At 72.2% G+C, this 20,299-nt stretch carries 20 protein-coding genes and 1 pseudogene; 10 read left to right on the forward strand and 11 right to left on the reverse strand.

Annotation, left to right across the window (positions count from 1 at the left end; translation table 11 throughout):
- The first annotated feature begins 83 nt into the window (after positions 1–83).
- Positions 84–1,175, forward strand: coding sequence for an FUSC family protein (locus I8D64_RS15770; RefSeq protein WP_343068612.1), 1,092 nt, complete (start codon positions 84–86; stop codon positions 1,173–1,175).
- On the opposite strand, the gene I8D64_RS15775 is transcribed toward I8D64_RS15770, so the two are convergent.
- Together I8D64_RS15775 and I8D64_RS15780 are read right to left on the reverse strand one after the other, a co-directional pair.
- Positions 1,176–2,057, reverse strand: a complete 882-nt coding sequence (locus tag I8D64_RS15775) for a hypothetical protein (RefSeq protein WP_200503754.1) — start codon at positions 2,055–2,057, stop codon at positions 1,176–1,178.
- 40 nt (positions 2,058–2,097) lie between these two features.
- A complete protein-coding gene (locus I8D64_RS15780; protein WP_200503755.1) occupies positions 2,098–3,132 on the reverse strand; it encodes a WXG100 family type VII secretion target in 1,035 nt (344 codons plus the stop codon).
- A 115-nt stretch (positions 3,133–3,247) separates the two neighbouring features.
- Between I8D64_RS15780 and I8D64_RS15785 the strand changes: the two genes are divergently transcribed.
- Complete coding sequence (locus tag I8D64_RS15785; RefSeq protein WP_200503756.1) at positions 3,248–4,090, forward strand: hypothetical protein; 843 nt, start codon at positions 3,248–3,250, stop codon at positions 4,088–4,090.
- Positions 4,091–4,135: 45 nt separating this feature from the next.
- Complete coding sequence (locus I8D64_RS15790) at positions 4,136–4,540, forward strand: PH domain-containing protein (RefSeq protein ID WP_200503757.1); 405 nt, start codon at positions 4,136–4,138, stop codon at positions 4,538–4,540.
- 49 nt (positions 4,541–4,589) lie between these two features.
- On the opposite strand, the gene I8D64_RS15795 is transcribed toward I8D64_RS15790, so the two are convergent.
- A complete protein-coding gene (locus I8D64_RS15795) occupies positions 4,590–5,027 on the reverse strand; it encodes an ASCH domain-containing protein (RefSeq protein WP_200503758.1) in 438 nt (145 codons plus the stop codon).
- The gene (locus tag I8D64_RS15800; protein ID WP_200503759.1) at positions 5,027–6,625 is read right to left on the reverse strand and encodes a phospholipase D family protein; all 1,599 of its coding nucleotides are present in this window, start codon (positions 6,623–6,625) and stop codon (positions 5,027–5,029) included. The genes I8D64_RS15795 and I8D64_RS15800 overlap by 1 nt, the downstream gene beginning before the upstream one ends.
- Positions 6,626–6,727: 102 nt before the next feature.
- Between I8D64_RS15800 and I8D64_RS15805 the strand changes: the two genes are divergently transcribed.
- A complete protein-coding gene (locus I8D64_RS15805) occupies positions 6,728–8,788 on the forward strand; it encodes a nicotinate phosphoribosyltransferase (RefSeq protein ID WP_200503760.1) in 2,061 nt (686 codons plus the stop codon).
- 1 nt (position 8,789) lies between these two features.
- A complete protein-coding gene (locus I8D64_RS15810; protein WP_200503761.1) occupies positions 8,790–9,560 on the forward strand; it encodes an NUDIX hydrolase in 771 nt (256 codons plus the stop codon).
- A gap of 12 nt (positions 9,561–9,572) precedes the next feature.
- Here I8D64_RS15810 and I8D64_RS15815 read toward each other — a convergent pair whose 3' ends face one another.
- Positions 9,573–10,061, reverse strand: coding sequence for an SRPBCC family protein (locus tag I8D64_RS15815; protein ID WP_200503762.1), 489 nt, complete (start codon positions 10,059–10,061; stop codon positions 9,573–9,575).
- Positions 10,036–10,404 carry a metalloregulator ArsR/SmtB family transcription factor gene (locus I8D64_RS15820; RefSeq protein ID WP_200503763.1) on the reverse strand — a complete coding sequence of 123 codons (369 nt, stop codon included), beginning with the start codon at positions 10,402–10,404 and terminating at the stop codon, positions 10,036–10,038. The genes I8D64_RS15815 and I8D64_RS15820 overlap by 26 nt, the downstream gene beginning before the upstream one ends.
- Positions 10,405–10,565: 161 nt before the next feature.
- On the opposite strand from I8D64_RS15820, the gene I8D64_RS15825 reads away from it, so the two are divergent.
- The gene (locus tag I8D64_RS15825) at positions 10,566–11,015 is read left to right on the forward strand and encodes a TetR family transcriptional regulator (RefSeq protein ID WP_200503764.1); all 450 of its coding nucleotides are present in this window, start codon (positions 10,566–10,568) and stop codon (positions 11,013–11,015) included.
- Positions 11,016–11,040: 25 nt separating this feature from the next.
- Here I8D64_RS15825 and I8D64_RS15830 read toward each other — a convergent pair.
- The 3 genes and pseudogenes from I8D64_RS15830 to I8D64_RS15840 all read right to left on the reverse strand — a co-directional run bounded on the left by I8D64_RS15830 (position 11,041) and on the right by I8D64_RS15840 (position 12,800).
- Positions 11,041–11,529, reverse strand: a pseudogene (locus I8D64_RS15830) (nuclear transport factor 2 family protein).
- On the reverse strand, positions 11,526–12,143 hold the full coding sequence (locus I8D64_RS15835; protein WP_200503765.1) for a DJ-1/PfpI family protein: 618 nt from the start codon (positions 12,141–12,143) through the stop codon (positions 11,526–11,528). The pseudogene I8D64_RS15830 and the gene I8D64_RS15835 overlap by 4 nt, the downstream one beginning before the upstream one ends.
- Positions 12,144–12,242: 99 nt before the next feature.
- Positions 12,243–12,800, reverse strand: a complete 558-nt coding sequence (locus I8D64_RS15840; protein ID WP_200503766.1) for a DinB family protein — start codon at positions 12,798–12,800, stop codon at positions 12,243–12,245.
- A 218-nt stretch (positions 12,801–13,018) separates the two neighbouring features.
- Between I8D64_RS15840 and I8D64_RS15845 the strand changes: the two genes are divergently transcribed.
- The 4 genes from I8D64_RS15845 (at position 13,019) to I8D64_RS15860 (ending at position 17,778) form a co-directional block, all read left to right on the forward strand.
- Positions 13,019–15,088, forward strand: coding sequence for a HelD family protein (locus I8D64_RS15845; RefSeq protein WP_200503767.1), 2,070 nt, complete (start codon positions 13,019–13,021; stop codon positions 15,086–15,088).
- On the forward strand, positions 15,085–16,185 hold the full coding sequence (gene mraY / locus I8D64_RS15850) for a phospho-N-acetylmuramoyl-pentapeptide-transferase (RefSeq protein WP_200503768.1): 1,101 nt from the start codon (positions 15,085–15,087) through the stop codon (positions 16,183–16,185). The genes I8D64_RS15845 and mraY overlap by 4 nt, the downstream gene beginning before the upstream one ends.
- 145 nt (positions 16,186–16,330) lie before the next feature.
- Entirely contained in the window at positions 16,331–17,305 is a 975-nt protein-coding gene (locus tag I8D64_RS15855) for a hypothetical protein (RefSeq protein ID WP_200503769.1), read from the forward strand.
- Positions 17,302–17,778 carry a GntR family transcriptional regulator gene (locus tag I8D64_RS15860; RefSeq protein WP_200503770.1) on the forward strand — a complete coding sequence of 159 codons (477 nt, stop codon included), beginning with the start codon at positions 17,302–17,304 and terminating at the stop codon, positions 17,776–17,778. The genes I8D64_RS15855 and I8D64_RS15860 overlap by 4 nt, the downstream gene beginning before the upstream one ends.
- Before the next feature lie 37 nt (positions 17,779–17,815).
- On the opposite strand, the gene I8D64_RS15865 is transcribed toward I8D64_RS15860, so the two are convergent.
- Positions 17,816–18,592, reverse strand: coding sequence for an alpha/beta fold hydrolase (locus tag I8D64_RS15865; protein WP_200503771.1), 777 nt, complete (start codon positions 18,590–18,592; stop codon positions 17,816–17,818).
- Between the two features lie 124 nt (positions 18,593–18,716).
- On the reverse strand, positions 18,717–20,051 hold the full coding sequence (locus tag I8D64_RS15870; RefSeq protein WP_200503772.1) for an FAD-binding oxidoreductase: 1,335 nt from the start codon (positions 20,049–20,051) through the stop codon (positions 18,717–18,719).
- Between the last annotated feature and the right edge of the window lie 248 nt (positions 20,052–20,299).

Below are 20,299 nucleotides of genomic sequence, written 5' to 3' on the forward strand. Positions count from 1 at the left end.
CTCGGGAGGGCCCGTGAGAGATTGGAGGCAATCGACGGGACACCCGGGACCGCAGGCGGCCGGTCGTCCTATCGTGGAAAGCCGTGCGCCCCTCTCTCCCCGATCCCCGGTCCCTCAGCGGGCATGTGTCCTCGACCGCCCGCAGCATGGTCACTCTCGGTCCGGGCAGGGCCGACCTCGCGCCGGCCGTGAGGATCGCGGTCTCGCTCGCGGCGCCGCTCGTGATCCTGCTGCTGAGCGGTCACATCCAGTGGGCGATGTTCGCCTCCTTCGGCGGGTTCACCTCCATCTACGCGCGGTACGTGCCGACCGCCATCCGCGTGAACCACCACGTGCGCGTGGGTGTCCTGCTGACGATCTGCGTGGGTATCGGCGCCCTGCTCTCCCAGCTCGCGGCCGCGGGCGTGCTCGGCCACGGGGCGCACCTCGCCCTGACCACGGTGTCCGGGGCTCTCGCCGCCGCGATCGGCTCGGTGCTCGTGATGAGCAAGGGCCTGCGGCCGACGGGGGCCGTGTTCCCCGTCTTCGCGGTCACCGCGGTCTCCAGCGCCCCGTCGGTCGCCCCCTGGTGGCTCGCCCTCCTGATCGCCGGCGCCTCGGCCGGGTGGTGCGTGCTGCTGGGATTCCTGGCTCGCTGGACCGGGGAGGCGAACGTCGACGCGTCCGCCCCCGACACCTCGGGCATCACGGGGGCGATGCGCCGCCAGGAGTTCGCCCGCTACGGCTTCGCCGCGCTGGTCAGCGGCATCATCGCCTCGCTCACGGGGATCCCTTCGCCGTACTGGGCGCAGGTCGCGGCCGTCGTCCCGCTCTCGGCGCCGGGTCGGCGCCTGCAGGTGGAGCGCGGGCTGCACCGGATCGTCGGGACCGCCCTGGGCGTGGGCGTGACGGCGTTCCTGCTCTCGTTCCCCAGCCAGCCCTGGCAGCTGCTGGTGTGGGTGATCCTCATGCAGTTCCTCGCCGAGATGTTCGTGCTGCGCAACTACTCGCTGGCGCTGGTGTTCATCACGCCGCTCGCCCTGCTGATGGTGCAGCTGGCGAGCCCTCGGCCCGCGGGATCGCTGCTCGCCGCACGCGTCTCGGAATCGGCGATCGGCGCGGTCGTGGGCATCGGCACGGTGCTGCTGGCCGTCGCCCTCGAGCGCCGGCGGGCCCGGCGCCTCGGCGCGGCCTGATCAGGCGGCAGGGTCCGAGTCCTCGTCCTGGGTGACCTGTGGAACCAGGCTCGCCAGGAGGTCGCGAAGGCTCTCGGGTGACACGGAACTGATCGCCATCGTGCCGGCCGCGCCACCGGCGCCGTCAGAACTCTCCTCCGTGGGGTCCAGGACCCCGTTGTCCAGCAGCAGCACGCTGGCAGACAGGGCGAAGACGGTGGCCTGACGGCCCTCGCCGATGCCCGCGATGGTGAGGACGCTGAGGGTCCGGGTGTCCTGGAGGGAGCTGTCCGAGGCGATCTCCTCGGCCGTCAGCTCCCGCACGTCGTCATCCTCGTTCGCTGCGCCGTGGGGATCCACGAACTGCGCGAGGCGCTCGGCGATCACCTCGCGCGTCGGTACGGAGAAATGGTGGAAGCCGTCGGCCGCGACGAATTCCTCGAGCACCCCGTCCTCGGGGAAGAGATACAGCCCCAGCGTGGTGGAGATGTTCGACGAGGTGCGATGAACGATGACCATCCCCTCGGGGATGCGGCGCAGCGTGAGGAGCCCGGCGAGCGTGCGGTCCAGCTGCACGACACGGTGCGAGGGGTCGTCATCCCCGATCACCATCGACCCCTCGTCCTCGCGGCCCTCGGGCCTGGGGTTCACCAGCCCGCGGGCGATCAGGGAGCGGATGGCCGTCGCCGAGGCCACGGTCCGCTCGATCCTCTCGTCCTCGAGGTAGGGGCTGCCGAGGATCCCCAGCCCGACCTCGCCGTCGGTCCCGAGGATCTCCTCGTCGGAGAGGACGGCCAGCACCCGGGGCTCGTCGGCCGCGGTCTGGAGCACTTCCAGCGCTCCGAGCATGTCCCGTTCGCTGACGGAGAGGGTGTCGTCGGGGGAGGGGGTCGATGACGTCATGCGGGTTCTCCTCGATGAGGGGTCTGCGGAGGGCGGGGGATCAGAAGCCGAGGGCATGCTTGATGCCGCCGCCGATGTCCGAGACGGTATCGGTGACCTTCTCCGCCGTGTCGGAGACAGTGTCCTTCACGGCGCCGACGGCGTCGCTCACGTGGTCCGTGGTCCAGTCCCACGCCTTACCGGCGTTCTCGGTGATGCCGTCCCAGTTGTCGTGGACCCACTTGCCTGCGTCCGCGAGGGCGGCGCCGCCGACCAGGATCCCTCCGGCGACCTGGAGCGGCACCCCGACGACGGCGCCCACGCCCGTCGCATCGCAGATGGTCCCCGCCGTCAGGAGCACACCACCGGCGGTCTGCATGCCGCCCGTGACGGCGTGGAAGGTGTCGCCCTTCTTGATCGAGTCGACCATCGTCATCGCACCGAAGGCGATGTCGAGACCGGGAAGCGCGCGCGCCGTGATGCGTCCCGCCTTGGAGAGCCACGGCGCCTTCTCGAGCAGCTTGGAGCCGTCGGCGACGATGTCGTCGAGCTTGGAGAAGAAGTTCTTGGGGCCGAATCCCGTGGGCAGTCCGAGCTTTCCGGCGAGTTTCGCGGCGAGACCGCTGAATCCCTTCTCGACCGCCGAGTACTGCTTGCCGATGCCCTGCTTGATCGCATCCCAGATCTTCTTGCCGCCGGAGAACGCGCCCTGGAGCGTGTTGTAGATCGAGGTCGCCCCGGTGATCGCGTCCCACGCCTTCCCGAGGCCTGAGCCGATGCCCCGGAGGAGGTCCTGGAAGGCATCCGACAGAGAGCCGTCGGAGCCGGCGGCGGAGGCATCGTCCTGTTCGTCGGCCTCGCGACCGAGGTCGGTGCTGCGAGTGGTCAGGCCTTCGTGCGCTCGGGTGAACATGGGCGTGACCCGACTGCTCCATGTCGAACGGAACGCGTCGGCGTCCGGCCCCTGCCAGATCGACTCGTCCATCACCAGCGGTTCGAGCCGACTGCGAAGATCCTCCAGAGTGCCGGCTCGGTTCTTCAGCAGCTCGGCATGCGTGCGCAGCTGCTCGGTGTCCGCGCCGTAGAACCCACTCATGCTCGACTCCTCGTCCTCGGTGATCCGACACGGAGACGCTAGTGCTCTCGGCCGTCCGACGGAATGGGGAGAAGTCCCCATCGAGGTTCGTCGGGCTGTGCATAGGGTGTTGCGTGTGACCACCACGACCGCCGAGACCACCCTGCTGGCCGCCCTCGACCGCACCTATCGCGGGCGCCCGGCGAAGCCGTCGATCTATCGCCGCCTGCACGAGATGCTCGATTCCGAGGAGACGGTCCACTGCGTCGCCGACGGGTACCGCGACTACACGAGCGAGCATCTGCTGCTGCTCACGGATTGTCGGGTGCTGCTGGTCAAGGCGCCGATCCCAGGCCGCTGGAAGGCGATGCGGGACGTGCCTGCGACGGCGGTGCTGGGCGGGCGACAGGTCACCGGGACGCTCACGGCGGCGTCCGTGGAGATCGGCGTGCAGGGGCAGAAGCCCGTGACGATGAAGATCGGCAGCCACGAGGCCGCTGCCGAGCTGCTGCGCACCCTCGAGGCGCTGCGTGCCGGTGGTGTGCCGGGAAGGTCCGCGGAGAGGGACGCCGTCGCGGTGAACGGCGCCCCGCCGGAGACCGACGGGGGCCCCACGGCCGCGTCCGTCCCCTCCGAGGCGCAGGGGCTGCTCGCGCGGGGCGAGCGGGTGCACAGCGTCTTCGAGGGCTGGTCGACGTGGTCGAGCGAGCACCAGCTGCTTCTGCTCACCGACCACCGAGTGCTGCTCGCGGGCGAGCAGACGCCGGGGAGCTGGAGCACCCAGCGGGAGGCCGCGGCGCCGTCGGTCACCGGCGTGCGCAGCGCGGGAGGGACGGTCCTGAAGGCGGCCTCGGTCACGGTCGAGGTGCGGGACCAGAAGCCGATCAGCCTGGGCAAGGGAGCAGCGGAGCCGGCGCAGGCCTTCGTGCAGACGCTCGAGGGCCTGCTGCGCCAGGGGCGCGGGCCGGCACCGAGCTGAGCGCTCGGCACGGGAAGCCGATGCGGCCCGCGCTACGGTGACCCCGTGAGCCTCGCCCACCCGACGCATGCCGAGCAGACCTTCTTCGCCGTTCTGAACAGGAACGACGAGGCGAAGAACGCGCTCACCGTCGACCTTCCGAAGCGGGTCCTCGATCCGGAGGAGACCGTCATCGACACGAAGGTCGGCGACATCCAGAACGACACCACGCCGATCCTCCTGGCCACCGACCGACGCGTCGTGCTGACACGCCGACGTGCGTTCGGCTCGTGGAAGATCCTCAAGCAGGCCCCTGCGGCGGAGGTCGTCGACGTCGACTTCAAACCCACCCTGCTGTCGGGGAAGCTGCGCGTGCACCTGCGCGACGGGGCGCAGATCGTGCTGACGACGCGTACGAAGGACCAAGCGCAGCGGTTCGTCTCCACGATGCACGGGCTGCTCGGGCGCTGAGGGCGCCGCACTCCGACCCTCCGCCGGCGAGATCGCCCCGCTGACCGCTTCAGAGCCTGCGGATGACCTCGAAGGTCTCGCACACCACCTCGGTGTCGTCGTCGATCACGATCCGGGGCTCCCCGAGGGCCGCGATGAACTCGGCCGAGCGCCAGAAATCCTCATGGCCCTCGCGCCAGGCCGCGGCGCCGGGATGGCCCTCGCCCTCGGCGCGCGCGTGGGCGTCGGTGACGTCGGCCAGCCGCACCACCTGCACGCCGGTCGTGCGGATCACCGCGACGGGTCGCTCGTCGGAATCGACCACCGCCTCCTCGGCCCCGACGACGGGCAGGGCCGCGCCCTCGCGCACGTACTCCTCCCGCAGCGAGGCGGTCGCGGTCTTCGCACCGGACAGGATCGCCCCCACCAGCTGGTCCCTCAGGGGACCCGGGAAGGCGAACTCGGCGAGGGGGAGCGCGGCATCGGGCGCCGCGTCGTGCGCATCCATCAGAACCAGTCCGTCCCGCGCAGCCGCCGCGGCCGCGCATCAGGGTCGTCGGCGATCTTGTAGACGAGCCGACCCAGCGGCAGCTCCCGTGCGGGGATCGGCGCCTGCACGTACCGGCGCAGGCGCCCCTCGGGCCGCGGGCCCTGCTTCCCGCCGTCGTGCCAGGCGTCGAGCCGTGCGGCGCTCTCCTCGAACGCCCGCACCATGGCGTCCGGGTCCACGAGGTCGGCGTCGTCCCCGTCGGCCCGATCCAGGTGCTCGCGGGCGAGGTCGAGGCGCACCTCGCGGGGGAGGACGCGGGCGAGGTCGTCGTCGGAGCGCAGGCGCCGGGGCTCGCGCGGGTCCTCGCGCTGGTCCACGAGCGCGCACGCGATCTCGGTGTCGTAGGTCCAGGAGCGCAGGTTCACGTTGTCCGAGCCCACGGTCATCCAGACGTCGTCCACGAGGCACACCTTGGAGTGCACGTACACCGGCGTGCCCTCGTGGTTCTCGATGCCGAACACGTGGACGCGCTCGCCGCCCGCCTCGTGCAGCAGGTCCAGTGCGGCGTTCCGCGAGCTCATGGCGCTCGCGTTCGCGATCGTCGTGTCCGCGGTGGTGAAGGTCGACAGGACGATCACCAGGTGTGTGCCGGGGTGCTGGCGCAGCGCGTCGGCGAAGCACGAGAGCACCTCGGGCGACCAGATGTACTGGTCCTCGAGGTAGATGATCCGCTCGGCGCGCGGAACCGCCTTCACGTAGGCGCGGGCGATGCTCCGCTCGCCCGACGGCGCGAAGGGGAAGCGGGGACGCTTGTGCGGGTAGGTGCGCAGCACCTGCACGTCCACCGTGCCCGAGGGGTCCGGATCGGGCTCCTGCAGCGGGAGCGGCTCGGCGTGCTGGTCGTCGCGATGGATGCGCGCCTGGATCCGCGAGAGCGGGTCCAGCGAGGGAGGCGTCGGGTCCTCCCAGCGCTCCCGGAAGGTCGCCTCGAGGTCCCCGACGGCGGGCCCGCCCACCTCGACCATCAGGTCGTGCCACGCGGGGGTCCGGCCCCAGACCGCTCCCATCGAGACCGTCTGCGGATCGCCCAGGTGCCGGGCGTCGTCGCGGCGGGTGTGGCACAGGTCGATGCCCCCGCAGAATCCCGCGTCCCGCTCGGGATGCCCGGGGTGGCGCAGCACCAGGAACTTCTGGTGCTGGGAGCCCAGCGGCAGCACCCGCTGGTCGAGGATGACCTCGCCGCCGGCCTCCCGCACCGTGTCCGCGAGGCTGCGGTTCTCCTCCTCCGAGTAGTGGATGGAGTCCAGGTGCGAGCGCCAGAACAGAGCCTTGACGATGACGCCGCGGCGGGCGGCGTCGGCGATCAGCTCGACGATCGTGAGCTCGTCCTCGCCGACCCGCTCGTCCGGATCACCGCGCCAGTCGGTGAACAGCAGCAGGTCGCCCCGGCCCTGGGCGGTGATCAGCTCGCGCAGCCGCGCGAAGTAGCCCGCGCCGTGCACATGCACCCGGGCCGTGTTGCCGCTGGTCAGCGCCCGTCCCTCGTGCCGGTGGTCGAGGCGCGTGAAGGTGTTGCCGCGCTCGATCGTGGAGAGGAACCAGTCGTCCGTGCTCATCCGTCCATCACACACCATCCCTCTGTGTGCGCGGGGCTAGGCTGGGACGGGCCCTCGGGCCCGCCATTCCGTCACCCCGCAACCGATGAAGGGCGAGCGCTCATGACGGCATCCGCGTCGCGCCGCGGCACCGGCAGCACCTCTGCGAGCACCGCACTGCTGACCGACATGTACGAGTACACGATGCTCTCGGCCATGGTCGAGGACGGCAGCGTCCACCACGAGGCCGTCTTCGAGGCCTTCGCCCGTCGCCTCCCCGAGGGCCGACGCTTCGGCCTGTTCGCGGGGCTGGGCCGCCTGCTTCCTCTCCTCGAGGGCTTCGCGCCCGACGCGGAGGACCTCACCTACCTGCGCGAGGTCGGCGCCATCACGGAGGCGACCGAGGAGTACCTGCGCGACTGGACCTTCACCGGCACCATCACCGCCCTGCCCGAGGGCAGCCTGTACTGGCCGCACACGCCGCTGCTCACCGTGCACGGCACCCTCGGCGAGTGCCTGCTGCTGGAGACCCTGGTGCTCTCGGTGCTGAACTTCGACTCCGCGATCGCCTCCGCCGCGGCGCGCATGGTGATCGCCGCGGGGGATCGCCCCCTCATCGAGATGGGCTCGCGCCGCGTCCACGAGGAGGCGGCCGTGGCCGCCGCCCGGGCCGCCTGGATCGCGGGCTTCGCGACCACCTCGAACCTCGAGGCGGGCAGGCGCTTCGGCGTCCCCGTCGCGGGCACCGCCGCCCATGCCGCGACGCTCGCCCGGCCCACGGAGCGCGACGCCTTCGCGGCCCAGATCGCGACGTACGGGCCGGGCACCACGCTGCTCGTGGACACCTACGACATCCCCGCGGGCATCCGCACCGCGGTCGAGGTCGCCGGGACCGGGCTCGGCGCCGTGCGCATCGACTCCGGCGACCTGATGACCGTCGCCCCCGCCGCCCGCGCCCAGCTCGACGCGCTCGGCGCGACGAGCACCCGCATCACCGTGACCAGCGATCTCGACGAGTACGCGCTCGTCCACCTCGCCGGCGCCCCGATCGACGGCTACGGCGTGGGCACGCGGGTCGCGACCGGCTCGGACCATCCGACGGCGGGCATGGTCTACAAGCTCGTCGCCGTGGGCGACGGCCCCGGCACACCGCTGCGCAGCGTCCAGAAGCTCTCGGCCGACAAGGGCTCGACCGGCGGCGCGAAGACCGCCTCCCGCTTCCCCGACGGCCGCGAGGTCTGGACCCTCGACGGTTCGGTGCCGGAGGGCGCGAGCCCCGTGCACGTCGACGTGATCCGCGACGGCGTCCCGCAGCGCGTCGCGAGCGCCGAGGAGGCGCGCGAGGTCGCCGCCGCGAGCCTCGCGAGCCTTCCCGCGCGCGCCCGCGAGATCAGCGAGGGCCAGGCCTTCCGTGCCAGCGAGCAGTGGGACGAGGCGGGGACGGGCGACGCGGGGGAGAGGAGCGACGGGGGAGAGACGACCGACGACGCCGAGTCGCCGCGCGACGGAGGGGCGGCCGACGCATCCCGCACCCTCGTCGTCGTCGACGTGCAGAACGACTTCTGCGAGGGCGGCGCCCTCGGCGTGACCGGCGGGAACGCCGTCGCCGAGCGCATCGCCGCCCACCTCTCCGAGCGCGCCGGCGACTACCGCCGCGTGGTCTTCTCCCGCGACTGGCACCTCGCCGAGGGCGACAACGGCGGCCACTTCGCCCTCCCGCCCTCCGCGCCCGACTTCGTGGACACCTGGCCCGTGCACTGCGTGCAGGGCACCCGCGGCGCCGAGTACCACCCGGCGATCCTGGGGGCTCTCGAGCGGCTCGTCGGCAGCGGCGCCGAGGTCGTCCACGTGGTCAAGGGCGAGGGGACCCCCGACTACAGCCTCGCCCAGGGCCGCGTGGCAGGCGTCGACGGCGGCGCCCCCGCCGGCGGCACCGACCTGCCCTCCCTGCTCACGGGAGATGTCGACGTCACCGGCCTGGCCTTCGACTACTGCGTCGCCGCGAGCGCCCGCGACATCGCCGCCCTGCCCGGCGCGGGCACCGTGCGGGTCCTCGAGGACCTCACCGCCGCCGTGCACCCCGAGGCCGACGCGGAGACCGCGCAGCACCTGGCGGAGGCGGGGATCCGGACGGTCTCGCCCGCAGCCTCCGCCGCCCCGACCGACTCCCGGAAGGACGCCTGAGATGCCCGGCAACACCGCTCCCGCCGGCTACGACGCCAGCAAGCACCCGCCCTTCGCGGTGACGGTCGACCTCGCCGTGTTCACCATCCGCTCGGGCGCCCTCAGCGTGCTGCTCGTGCGGCGCGGCGCCGACCCGTACGAGGGGAGCTGGGCGCTGCCCGGCGGTTTTATCGAGCCCGACGAGGACGCCGCGACCGCGGCGGCGCGCGAGCTCGTCGAGGAGACCGGCATGGACACCGCCGGCTACCACCTCGAGCAGCTGCGCACGTACTCGGCCCCCGACCGCGACCCGCGGATGCGCGTGGTCTCCGTCGCCCACCTGGCCTTCGCCCCGGACCTGCCCGACCCCACGGCGGGCGACGATGCCGCGTTCGCGCGCTGGTGGGGCGTCGAGGAGATCCTCGAGGACCCCGACGCCCCGCAGCTCGCCTTCGACCACCGCGAGATCCTCACGGACGCGCTCGAGCGCGTCCGCGCGAAGCTCGAGTACACGACCCTGGCCACGCAGTTCCTCTCCGAGCCGTTCACGCTCGCGGAGCTGCGCAGCGTCTACGGGGCCGTCTGGGGAGCGCTCCCGGACCGCGGCACCTTCATCCGCAAGGTGCTCTCGACCGACGGGTTCGTGGTGCCCGACGAGCGCTCCGTCGACGGCGCGCCCACCGGCAGCCCGCACCCCGCGCTCTACACGCGCGGCGAGGCCACGGCCCTGCAGCCGGCCCTCCTGCGCCCCCGCGCGGGAGACGAGGTCTGGGAGGGCTTCGGCGAGGTCTGAGGCGGGAGCCTCTCAGCCCACGAGCGCGTCGATCTGGTCGATCGACTCGCGCGAGCCCTCCTCGACGCCCATATCGATGACCTGCTGCAGGCCCTCGCGGGTGGGGTGGATCGAGACGTAGACGGCGCGGGTGCCGCCGTCCTCGGCCTCGAAGGTGGCGGTGTTCTCGGCGACCGGGAGGTCGGTGTTCACGGCGAAGCCGTTCTCGGCGTCCGCGAAGCCGTCGCGGTAGCGGAAGAAGCGGGGCTCGTCGACCTCGAGGATCTCCCAGAAGCCGCCGAGCTTCTCGCCCTCGGGGCTCGTCATGTAGTAGTTCATGCGGCCGCCGGGCGTGAGGTCGTGGTCGACGAAGGTCGCGGGGTAGGCGGGCGGGCCCCAGATCCTCTCGAGCTGGCGCGGGTCGGCGTAGATCTGCCAAATGCGCTCGACGGGTGCGTCGAACTGCGCGGTGATGGTGATGGTCAGGGCGTCGAGGTCAGTGGTGATGTCGGTGACCGGCATGGTGGTCCTCCTGGTCGGGGCCGTCGGCGAGCAGGTCGTCGATGCGGCAGATGCGGTCGCGCCAGATCTCCTCGAGATCGCGCAGCAGGGCGGCGGCCGATCCGACCGCCGCGACGTCGCCCCGGGCGAGGGATTCCCGCCCCTGGCGGCGCCTGGTCACGAGCCCCGCGCGCTCCAGCACGGCCACGTGCTTCTGGACCGCGGTGAGGCTCATGTCGTACTTCGGCGCCAGCGCCGACACCGACTTCTCGCCGACCAGCACGCGCCGCAGGATGTCCCGTCGCGTGCGATCGGAGAGCGCATGGAAGAGCGCGTCGGCGCGGTCCTCGTCGATGTGGAGCACATTCACAACCTACAACCGAACGGTTGCAGGTTGTCAAGGCTCGAGGCCTGGATCCATGCCGTGATCGTCGTGCTGCTGGGGGCGCTGCTCCCGCTGCGGCTGCGCCGGGCCACGTGACGGCGGGCCGTCGGCTCCCGCCCGGTCAGCGTCGCGCCCAGATCGTGCAGGCGGCCATCGACCTCGTCGCCGCCCGGGCGGGGGTCTCCAAGGCGCTCGTGGTCCACTACGCCTCCTCGCGCGAGGCGCTCATGGCCGAGGCCGCGCGGACCGCGCTCGTCCGGCTGCGCAGTCAGGTCGCGCAGGGTCTCGACGCGGAGGCCGACGCGGTGACCTTCCTGCGCGCGGCGATCAGCGGAGCGGGGCGGCTCGCCCCCACCCACGAGCGCGAGCTCGCGGCCCTCGAGCAGATCGTCGCCGGACTGCGCGACGAGGACGACGGTCCGGTGCTCGGCATCGCGGACGTGGAGGAGACCTTCGAAGGGCGGGAGGGCGTGTTCGCACGAGGACAGCGCGACGGGGCCGTCCGGGCCGGGGCGGATCTGCGCACCCTCGCCGTCGTCCCTGAGGGCGTCGCCGACGCGCTGCTGACCGGGATCGCGGCGCGGGCCTGACGCCTCGACGCGCGGTCCCGACGGGTCAGTGCGCGGGCAGTTCGCCCTCGCCGGGCGTCACGCGCAGGTCCGCCCCGTCGATCGCCACGTCGTTGATCGACGCCTCGCGGCGGCTCATGTACCCGAGGTCGTCGAACTCCCAGAGCTCGTTGCCGTAGGAGCGCCATCACTGGCCGGCCTCGTCGTGCCACTCGTACTGGAAGCGCACGGCGATGCGGTCGCCCGTGAACGCCCAGAGGTTCTTGCGCAGACGGTACTCCTGCTCGCGCTCCCACTTGCCGCGCAGGAACTCGATCACCTGCTCGCGGCCGACGAGGAACCGGTCGCGGTTCCGCCACACGGTGTCCACGGTGTACGCGCCGGCGACGCGCTCGGGGTCGCGCGTGTTCCAGGCGTCCTCGGCGGCCTGGACCTTCGCCCGGGCGGTCTCCTCGGTGAAGGGCGGCAGCGGAGGGCGCGGGGCGGGATCTGAACTCGTGGGATCGGTGCTCGCGGGGTGGCTGTCGGCGCTCATCGTGCGTCTCCTTCGTCGTCCCACACCGGCGGCGCGGGGTCGTACTCGATGCCGTGCTGGACGTCCCGGGCTCGTTGCGGGGAGACGAGGCGCCCCACCAGGTGCAGCGCCATGTCGATCCCCGCGGAGACCCCGGCCGAGGTGACCACGTCCCCGTCGTCCACCCAGCGCTCGCCCTCGCGCACGTCGATGCTCGGGTCGATCTCTCGCAGCAGGTCGACGGAGCCCCAGTGCGTGATCGCGGGGCGTTCGTGCAGCAGCCCGGCGGCCGCATAGACGAGGGATCCGGTGCACACGCTCGTCATCAGCTCGGCGCCGTCGGCGATCCGGCGCACCCGCTCGAGGTGCGCCGCGTCCTTGAACAGCGCGCGGGTGCCGCGGCCGCCCGGGTGCAGCAGGACGTCCACGCGCTCAAGGTCCTCGAGGGCGGTCGTGGGCGTGATGACCATGCCCTTCGCAGCCGTGATCGCGCCGCCGCCGTCGCTCGCGGTGGCCACCCGCCAGCCGTCGTCGGGGTGGTTCTGCGTCCAGTACGAGAGGACCTCCCAGGGGCCTACGGCGTCGAGCTCCTCGACGCCGTCGAACAGGAGGATGGCGAGGGTGCGCGTGGTCATGGCTCGATCCTCGCGCGGGGCGGCCCCGAGCGCCAGGGGGCGGGCGCGCCGACGTGCGCGCCGACCTGCCTGCCGGCGCGTCCGCCGACCCTCGCGCCGCTACTCGCCGACCTCCCCGTCGATCGACTCGCGCAGCAGGTCGGCGTGGCCGTTGTGGCGCGCGTACTCCTCGATCATGTGCGTCATGATCCAGCGCAGGCTGGGGCTGCGCCCGTCGGGGAACCGGCGCCTGGCCGCGATGCCCAGGCCGCCCTCCTTGTACGCCCGGGCGGCGAGCTCGCGGGCGCGCTCGACCGACGCGGCCCACAGGGCCCGCACCTCGTCGGGGTCGTCGACGACCGCGGTCTCCCACTCCCAGTCGGGCCGGTCCCTCCAGTCGACGGACGCCCAGGGCTCTCGTAGGGGATCGTCGTGCAGGTCGCGGCTGAACCAGTCGTCCTCGACGTAGGCCAGGTGCTTCATCATCCCCGCGAGCGTCATCGGGCTCGGCGGGAGGGTGCGTGCGAGCTGCGCGGCGTCGAGCCTGCTGCACTTCCAGGCGAACGTGGCCCGCTGGTAGTCGAGGAACCCGCACAGGGTCAACCACTCGTCGGCGTCCAGGGGCGGGTCGAGGCGGCCGTGCTCGTCGAGGGCCTGCTCGTCGGGTACCGGTGTCATGCTCCGCGAGCCTAGACCCGGGGCCCGACGACCGACCCGGGACACGAGCCGGGAGAGGAAGTCAACGTTGACCTTCGTCGCCGCCGTCCTCATAGTTGGTGGGTCTTCGAGAGGCGGGATGCGTGGACGAACGGGAGAGTTCGGCAGGTCATAGCGGTATCGATGCAGGTGGGAGCCGAGAGGGGCAGGCGGCGGTCGAGCAGCGCGCGGTGGACCGCATGCATGCACAGCTCGACCAGGAGGTGGCGGAGCGGAGCGAGGCGCAGCAGCGGGCGCTCGCGGCCCCCGTCGGCGGTCCGGCGGACGCCTATGCGCGGGACGTCGAGGTGCACCGGCTGGCGGAGAGGATCCATCAGCTGCGGGCGGCCGAGCGCTCGCTGTGCTTCGGGCGCATCGACGGCAGCGGCGACGGACCCTCCGCACCCGAGGGCGGCCTGCACATCGGCAGGATCGGCATGCGCACCCCGGAGGGCGGAACGCTGCTGGTGGATTGGCGCGCCGAGGCCGCGCGCCCCTTCTACGCCGCGACCATGGTCAGCCCGATGGGCCTGCGCAGGCGTCGTCACCTGCGCACGGACGGCCGACGGGTCGTCGGCGTCAGCGACGAGATCCTCGACGGCAGCGCACCGCTGCCGGGCGACGTGGTCGGCGACGGGCCGCTCACCGCAGCCCTCAGCGGACCCCGCACGGGACGGATGCGCGAGGCCGCTTCCACCCTGCAGGCTGAGCAGGACGAGATCGTCCGCTCGTCCCATCGCGGCGTGACCGTGGTCGACGGCGGACCGGGCACGGGCAAGACGATCGTCGCGCTGCACCGTGCCGCCTTCGTGCTCTACGCATGGTCGGCCATCGCCGGGCGCGGCGTCATGGTGTTCGGACCTAACCGGCGCTTCCTCACCTACATCTCCGACGTGCTCCCATCGCTCGGGGAGAACGACGTGCACCTGGCGACGCTCTCCGACCTCGTCGGCGCGGAGCCCACGCGCGCGGAGCCCGACCGCATCGCCCGGCTCAAGGGCCGCGCCGAGCTCGCGGACGCGCTCGCCGCGCACGTGCGCGAGCATCAGCCCCACGGGGTGCCGCTCACGCTGCGCACGGCGCACGACACCGTCGTGCTCGACGCCGCGCTCGTCGACGCCGCCCGACGATCCGCGCTGCAGGGCGCCTCGGGGCACACCGAGGCCCGCGCCCTGTTCCTCGAGGCGATCGTGGACGACCTGGTCAGCGAGCTCGAGGCGCGCACCACGCGGGAGGACAGCGCCTTCGAGGCGGAGCTCGAGGCCGCCTACGGGCTGAACCTCGACCGGGCTGTCGCGGGAGACCTCACCCGGATGGGCGGCGGCGCGCAGGGGACGGGCGCCGATCTCGACATCGACTGGGAGCAGATCCACGAGGATCTGCTCGAGGATCCCGCCGTCGACCGCGCCGTCGGGACCGTGTGGCCGCGCCTCGATCCCGAGGACGTGGTGCGCCGCGTCCTCGCCGATCCCGCGGCGCTCGCCCGCGCGCTGCCGGTGGCGTCGGCCGAGGACCTCGAGCAGATGGCGGGGACTCACTCCCATGCCGGCGCGGGCGGCCCGACGGCCTGGACCTTCGCCGATCTCGCCCTGCTCGACGAGGCGAGGGCGCTCGTGGACGGCCCGCCCGAGGACGTCGTCGGCCACATCGTCGTCGACGAGGCCCAGCAGCTCTCCCCGATGCAGTGGCGCGCGCTCGTGCGGCGCTGCCCGGAGCGCTCGATGACGGTGGTCGGCGACCTCGCCCAGGCGGGGCCCACCAGCACGATCCGCAGCTGGGACGAGGCGCTCGCCCCCTTCGTCCAGGACCGCTTCGAGCATCGGACCCTGAGCGTCAACTACCGCACCACCGCGGAGATCCTCGAGTCCACCCGCGAGCTGCTCGGGCGGATCGCCCCGCAGCAGCGGCTCTCGCGCTCCCTGCGCCACGGCGAGGACCCGACCCGGGTGCCCTCCTCGCGCGGCGGTCTCCTCGAGGACCTGCGCCGCGCGGTCGACGGGCTGCGCGCGAGCGACCCCGACGGCCTCGTCGGCGTGATCACCACGGCCGCCGACGCGGACGCGGCGCAGGACGCGCTCCGCGGCACCGGCGCGAGCGTGGTCCCCGCGCCCGACGCGCGCGGTCTCGAGTTCGACAGCGTCATCGTCGTGGACCCCTCCGCGATCGAGGCGGCCGGCGAGGCGGGGGAGCGGGACCTCTACGTGGCGCGCACCCGCGCGACCCACCGACTGGTGACCCTCGAGCCGGGATGGGATGATCCCGAGTCATGACCCTGATCCTCCTGGGCACGGCGATCGCCCTGATCGTCGGCGCCGTCGGCACGCGGCTCTACACCGAGCTCGCCAAGCGCAGGGGGTGGGCCCAGTTCGTGCGCATGGACGGGCCGACGACCCACCTGTCCAAGCGCGGCACCCCGCAGATGGGCGGGATCGCCATCATGGGCGCGACGCTCGCCGGCTACCTGCTCGCGCACCTGGTCACATGGTCGCCGCCCACGGTCTCCGGCATGCTCGTGCTGTTCCTGATGCTCGGCGTCGGGTTCGTCGGCTTCCTCGACGACTGGACGAAGATCCGCCAGGAGCGCTCCCTCGGGCTGCGATCGTGGCAGAAGCTGCTGGGCCAGACCACGGTGGCCGTCGTCTTCGCCCTGCTCGCCACCCGCTTCGCCCGCGACGGCATCACCCCGGCGAGCTTCCGGATCTCCCTGGTGCGCGACACGGCGATCGACCTCGCCGCCTTCGGGGTGATCGTGGGGACCCTCCTGTTCGTGGCGTGGGCGGTGCTCATGATCACCGGCGCGAGCAACGGCGTGAACCTCACCGACGGCCTCGACGGCCAGGCCGCCGGCGCCTCCGCGATGGCCTTCGCCGCCTACGCGTTCATCGGGGTCTGGAAGTCGCTGCAGAACTGCCGCGCACTGGTCGAGCCGGGCTGCTACGAGGTGCGCGACCCCCTGGACCTCGCCCTCGTCGCCGCCTGCCTCGCCGGCGCCTGCATCGGCTTCCTGTGGTGGAACACGCCGCCCGCCATCCTGTTCATGGGTGACACCGGCTCCCTCGCCCTCGGCGGTGCTCTCGCCGGCCTCGCGATCATGACCCGCACCGAGCTGCTGATGGTCGTGCTCGGCGGCCTGTTCGTCTTCGAGACCGTCACCGTGATCCTGCAGGTCGGCTTCTTCAAGCTCACCAAGCGGCGCAACAACGGCGTGGGCAGGCGCCTGTTCCTCATCACGCCCATCCACCACCACTTCGAGATGCGCGGCTGGAGCCAGGTCACCGTCTCCATCCGGTTCTGGCTGATCAGCGCGATCTGCGTGGGCGCCGGGCTGGCCCTGTTCTACGGCGAGTGGGTGCTGAGGGCGGGGTGAGCGCGGGCAGTTTCTCATCTTGGTCGAGCCGACAGGGCCGCCTGGGTCCTCGACCATGTCGCTTGTATCGAGGTATTGACACAACCGCCACAGTGCTCCATTGTTTCAACATGTCGATACAAGATGAGGGTCGAGGGGGCGCGTGATGTCGATGGTGATACTCCCGCCGGCACTCCTCGCGATGTTCGGTGCGCTCGTGCTGGTCGGTGTGCTGCTGGCAGCCGGCGCGCTGGGAGCTGAGCGCACGGGACTCCACGCCGGAGCGCTCGCTGCGCGATGGTGCGGGACACTCGCTGCGCTCGTCGTGGTGGCCGGTTTCGGGCTGCTGGGCCTCAGCGGCGCTACGTCGCCGGAGCCGCTTGCCTACGGCGCAGTCGCAGCACTCGGACCCGGTGTCGGGGGCACTGTGCTGGTCGTCAGTATCGCTCTGGGTGAGCGCACGCTCGCGGCTCCGCAGTCCCGGGTTCGCAGTGCGTCGCTGATCCCGCGTTCCCTTGATGTAGTGGTGCCTGCCGCGGTGCTGTGGATCAGCGGCGGGGCTCTCGTCGTGCTCGTGCTCCTCTCCGTCCTCGGCGCATCGCTTGCAGTTGACGGTCGGGGATACGCGACCGAGCGCGCACTGCCCACCGGCGAGATCGCGTACTCGTACTTCTCCCCCTTTCCCGGTCTCTACTTCACAGCACCCCTCTGGGCGGCGATGACGGTGCTGTTGGTCTGCACCGTGCTGGTGATTCGGGAGGTGATCAGGCGTCGGCCGAGCAACGACGCTCGGGACATCCTGCTGCGTCGACGTTCATCGACATCAGTCCTCGGCGCGGTGGTGCTGTCGGCTGCACTGAGCATCCTCCCCGTCTCCGGGCTCCTGGTGGCGCGCCTGCTGACGGCCGACGGCCTCGCGCGCACGACGAGCCTCGAGAAGGCATGCATCCTCCTCGGGGGCATGGCGCTCGTCGTCGGATTCCTGTTGCTCCCGGTCGGCTTGATCATGGTGGTCTTCCCGGAGGTCTTCGCGCGGCGTAGTCCGGAAGGCGAGGGGCGCCAGGGCCTCCACGGTGCGCTGCGGCAGCCCGCGGGGGCTGCGGAGGTCGAATCGGGGAGTACCGGAGAAAGAACGTCATGACTCGGATCGTCGTCGACCTCTCGAATCCGACGCCGCCGTTCGAGCAGGTTCGTTGCGAGATACTCGCGCAGATCGATGCGGGGGAACTGCGGGCTGGGGATCGACTTCCGACGATCCGAGCGCTCGCTCGCGATCTCGGTCTAGCGCCAGGCACCGTGGCCCGGTCGTTCAAGCTCCTCGAAGAAGCTGGTGTGATCGTCACGCGCCGAGGAGCGGGAACAGTGGTCGCGGACGTTGGTGCGCCGACCTCCGAGTCCTCTGAGCTGGATGGCTCGGCGCGCGCGGGCCGGAACACGGCGGGCCTTCGAGACGACATTCGAGCAGCACCCGTGCATCGACGCACGCGAGACCTCGAGCAGCTCCTTGAGGGCCCCGTCGTCGAGGCTCTGGAGGCCGGGCACCTCTCATCCGAGATCCTCGAGGTGGTGCGCGAGGTCGTTGCCGCGCATGGAGCACGTTCTGTGTCGGATTGACGTCCGCGATTCGCGTGGGCGTCAGGCTCGCGATCTTCTACGGCGAGTGGGTGCTGAGGGCGGGGTGAGCGGGGTGGCCGTCGGCCCTCTCGCCGGCGGCGCGGCGCAGCACCTTTGTGAAGCGCTTGGGCCGGGAGAGGTTCGCGAGGTGGCCGGCGTCGTCGAGGATCACGAGGCGCGCGTCGCGCCCGGCCTCCACGAACAGGGCTTCGTGCCGTCGGAAGGGATCCTGCGCACCGTTGATGAAGGTCAGGGGCACGTTGATCGCGGCGACGTCGGCCAGCAGGTCGAGGGAGCCGATGGTGCGCACCACTCCCCGGACCACCCCGTGGGCGCGCCCGCCCCCGTAGTAGCGCCGCGCCGCCTTCTCGCTGTGCCGACGCGCGAAGGCGCGGGCGACCCGCGCGTCGGAATCGCCGGGGATCCAGTCCTTCATGCTGATCCACAGCCCGTAGATCCGGGCCAGCGCCGGGCCGGGGACGATCGTGCAGTCGGCGGCGACCACGCCGGCCAGGCGCCCGGGATGCGTGCCGGCCCAGTGCAGGGCGAGGAAGCCGCCGAGCGAGAGGCCGACCAGCAGCGGCGGCTCCTCGCACGCGCTCACGGCGTCCTCGATCGTCGCGAGCGCCCCGTCGAGCGTGAACGGCTCGTCACGGCGCCGTCCGTGCCCCGGCAGGTCCGGCGCGATCACCGTGTACCCGCGCCGGCGCAGCCTGCGGGTCTGGCCCTTCCACATGGTCCGCGAGGACCGCACGGCGTGGACGAGGACGATGCAGCGGGTCGCGTCGTGTCCGACCGTCTCGCTCAGGTGCACAGGGTTCCCCGCTCTCGCACGGTCTCGGCTCTCTGTGCTCTCGGGCGAATGACGCTCCCACCCACGTCCATGATCGGGCATGCGGGGCGCGCTGTCAGCGGCCGCGGGGCGGGATGATGTCGCGTCAGGAGGGCAGGGGCGTTGCGGTGAAGACGCCGTCGGGGTCGACGCGGGCCTTCGCCCTGCGCAGGCGATCGGCGTGGCCGCCGTACGAGGCCGCGACCTGATCCGTGAACTGCGGAGCGAGGAAGTTCGGATAGCCGCCGGGAAGAGCGAGCGGCTCCAGGCTGCGCCGCACCTGCTCCGCCCACTCGACGTAGGGCTCCGGGTCCTCCCCGTCGGTCCACCCGGCCGAGATCTCCAGGGCCACGTGCTCCTCGCGCCGGCCGAAGGCGGTGGCATCCGCCGGCACGTCGGTCGCCGCGCCGTGGAACTGCCGCATCCCGATGCCGGCGCCGGGACCCGGCCGGCCCTCCGCCGCGGCGAGCAGCGCCTGAATGACCTCGGGGGTCAGGGCGCGGACCGTCCGTGCGCGCATGCACCAGTGCATCCCGTGCGGCACCTGCTGGTCGAAGCCCGCGAGCAGGTCCTGCTGCGTCGTCGGCTTCAGGTCCTCGACGAGGGGAGTGCCGAGTCCTCGCACCGCGTCGAGCGCGGGGCCCGCCCCGTCGGGCTCGCCGGACCACACCGCGACCACGAGCACGCTGGGGCCGGCGTCGGGGACGTGCGTGAGCTCGGCGAGGAGGGTCAGGCCACGGATCCCGCGTGCGATGAGCTCGGCACAGCCGTCAAGCACCGTCGACGCCTGCGACCCCGGGAAGAGCACGGTCCCGCCGACGATGCCGGGGTCGCGGTGCAGGGCGATCCGCATCGACGCCACCACGCCGAAGTTCCCGCCGCCGCCCCGCAGCGCCCACAGCAGCTCCGGATCCTCCTGCGTCGAGGTGACCGTGCCGTCGGCCAGGACGACCTCCGCCCCCATGATGTTGTCGCAGGCCAGGCCTGCCGTCCCCAGCAGCGGGCCGTAGCCGCCGGCGAGGGAGAGCCCGGCCAGCCCCACCGATCCGGCGGTGCCGGTCGCGGCGAGCAGTCCGCGCGGGCTCGCTTCGGCGACGAGGTCCCGGGCCAGGGCGCCGCCGCCGACGACCGCCTCCGTGCCCTCGATCCGCACGTCGCGCAGGTCGGCGAGGTCGATCGTGAGCCCGTCGGCCGCCAGGGACCGGCCCAGCCAGTCATGGCCCCCGCCCCGCACGGCGAGAGGAGCGTCGTGCTCCCGGGCGAGCCGGACGAGCGAGGACACCTCATCGGTGCTGGTTGGCCGGGCGATGACGGCGGGTCTCGTCGTGACCCCGCCGTTCCACAGGTCGAGCGAGCGGGCGTACATGTCCTCGCCGGGCAGGGCGAGGGCGATCTCCGGGTGCCGGGCGCGGAGGTCGGTGACGAGGTCGTGCTGGCTCATGCGGGGTCCCTTCTCTTAGGTGGGGTGAGGGGGCCATCAGAGACCGTGTGGTCGGCACAGGGTCAAGGGGTGGGGCGTCGGGGGCGTGCGCGTGTGCATCGATCTCTGGACATGCGCAGTGGTTCCTCCACAAGGGGGTGTTTTCCACGGGGCTATCCACTGAAAGGTTGTTGAGCTTGGAAGAGGGGGCGTTCTTATCCGGCTTATCCACATTCTCCGTGGAGGCCTGGCTTCCAGCGACACCGCGG

The organism is Brachybacterium halotolerans, from assembly GCF_016623465.1.
Classification (GTDB): domain Bacteria; phylum Actinomycetota; class Actinomycetes; order Actinomycetales; family Dermabacteraceae; genus Brachybacterium; species Brachybacterium halotolerans.

Excerpts from the sequence above, each read along its gene's own strand:
- I8D64_RS15775 (WP_200503754.1), bottom strand. The coding sequence starts at position 2,057 with ATGACGTCATCGACCCCCTCCCCCGACGACACCCTCTCCGTCAGCGAA.
- I8D64_RS15780 (WP_200503755.1), bottom strand. The coding sequence starts at position 3,132 with ATGAGTGGGTTCTACGGCGCGGACACCGAGCAGCTGCGCACGCATGCC.
- I8D64_RS15795 (WP_200503758.1), bottom strand. The coding sequence starts at position 5,027 with ATGGATGCGCACGACGCGGCGCCCGATGCCGCGCTCCCCCTCGCCGAG.
- I8D64_RS15800 (WP_200503759.1), bottom strand. The coding sequence starts at position 6,625 with ATGAGCACGGACGACTGGTTCCTCTCCACGATCGAGCGCGGCAACACC.
- I8D64_RS15805 (WP_200503760.1), top strand. The coding sequence starts at position 6,728 with ATGACGGCATCCGCGTCGCGCCGCGGCACCGGCAGCACCTCTGCGAGC.
- I8D64_RS15810 (WP_200503761.1), top strand. The coding sequence starts at position 8,790 with ATGCCCGGCAACACCGCTCCCGCCGGCTACGACGCCAGCAAGCACCCG.
- I8D64_RS15815 (WP_200503762.1), bottom strand. The coding sequence starts at position 10,061 with ATGCCGGTCACCGACATCACCACTGACCTCGACGCCCTGACCATCACC.
- I8D64_RS15835 (WP_200503765.1), bottom strand. The coding sequence starts at position 12,143 with ATGACCACGCGCACCCTCGCCATCCTCCTGTTCGACGGCGTCGAGGAG.
- I8D64_RS15840 (WP_200503766.1), bottom strand. The coding sequence starts at position 12,800 with ATGACACCGGTACCCGACGAGCAGGCCCTCGACGAGCACGGCCGCCTC.
- I8D64_RS15845 (WP_200503767.1), top strand. The coding sequence starts at position 13,019 with ATGCATGCACAGCTCGACCAGGAGGTGGCGGAGCGGAGCGAGGCGCAG.
- mraY (WP_200503768.1), top strand. The coding sequence starts at position 15,085 with ATGACCCTGATCCTCCTGGGCACGGCGATCGCCCTGATCGTCGGCGCC.
- I8D64_RS15855 (WP_200503769.1), top strand. The coding sequence starts at position 16,331 with ATGTCGATGGTGATACTCCCGCCGGCACTCCTCGCGATGTTCGGTGCG.
- I8D64_RS15860 (WP_200503770.1), top strand. The coding sequence starts at position 17,302 with ATGACTCGGATCGTCGTCGACCTCTCGAATCCGACGCCGCCGTTCGAG.
- I8D64_RS15870 (WP_200503772.1), bottom strand. The coding sequence starts at position 20,051 with ATGAGCCAGCACGACCTCGTCACCGACCTCCGCGCCCGGCACCCGGAG.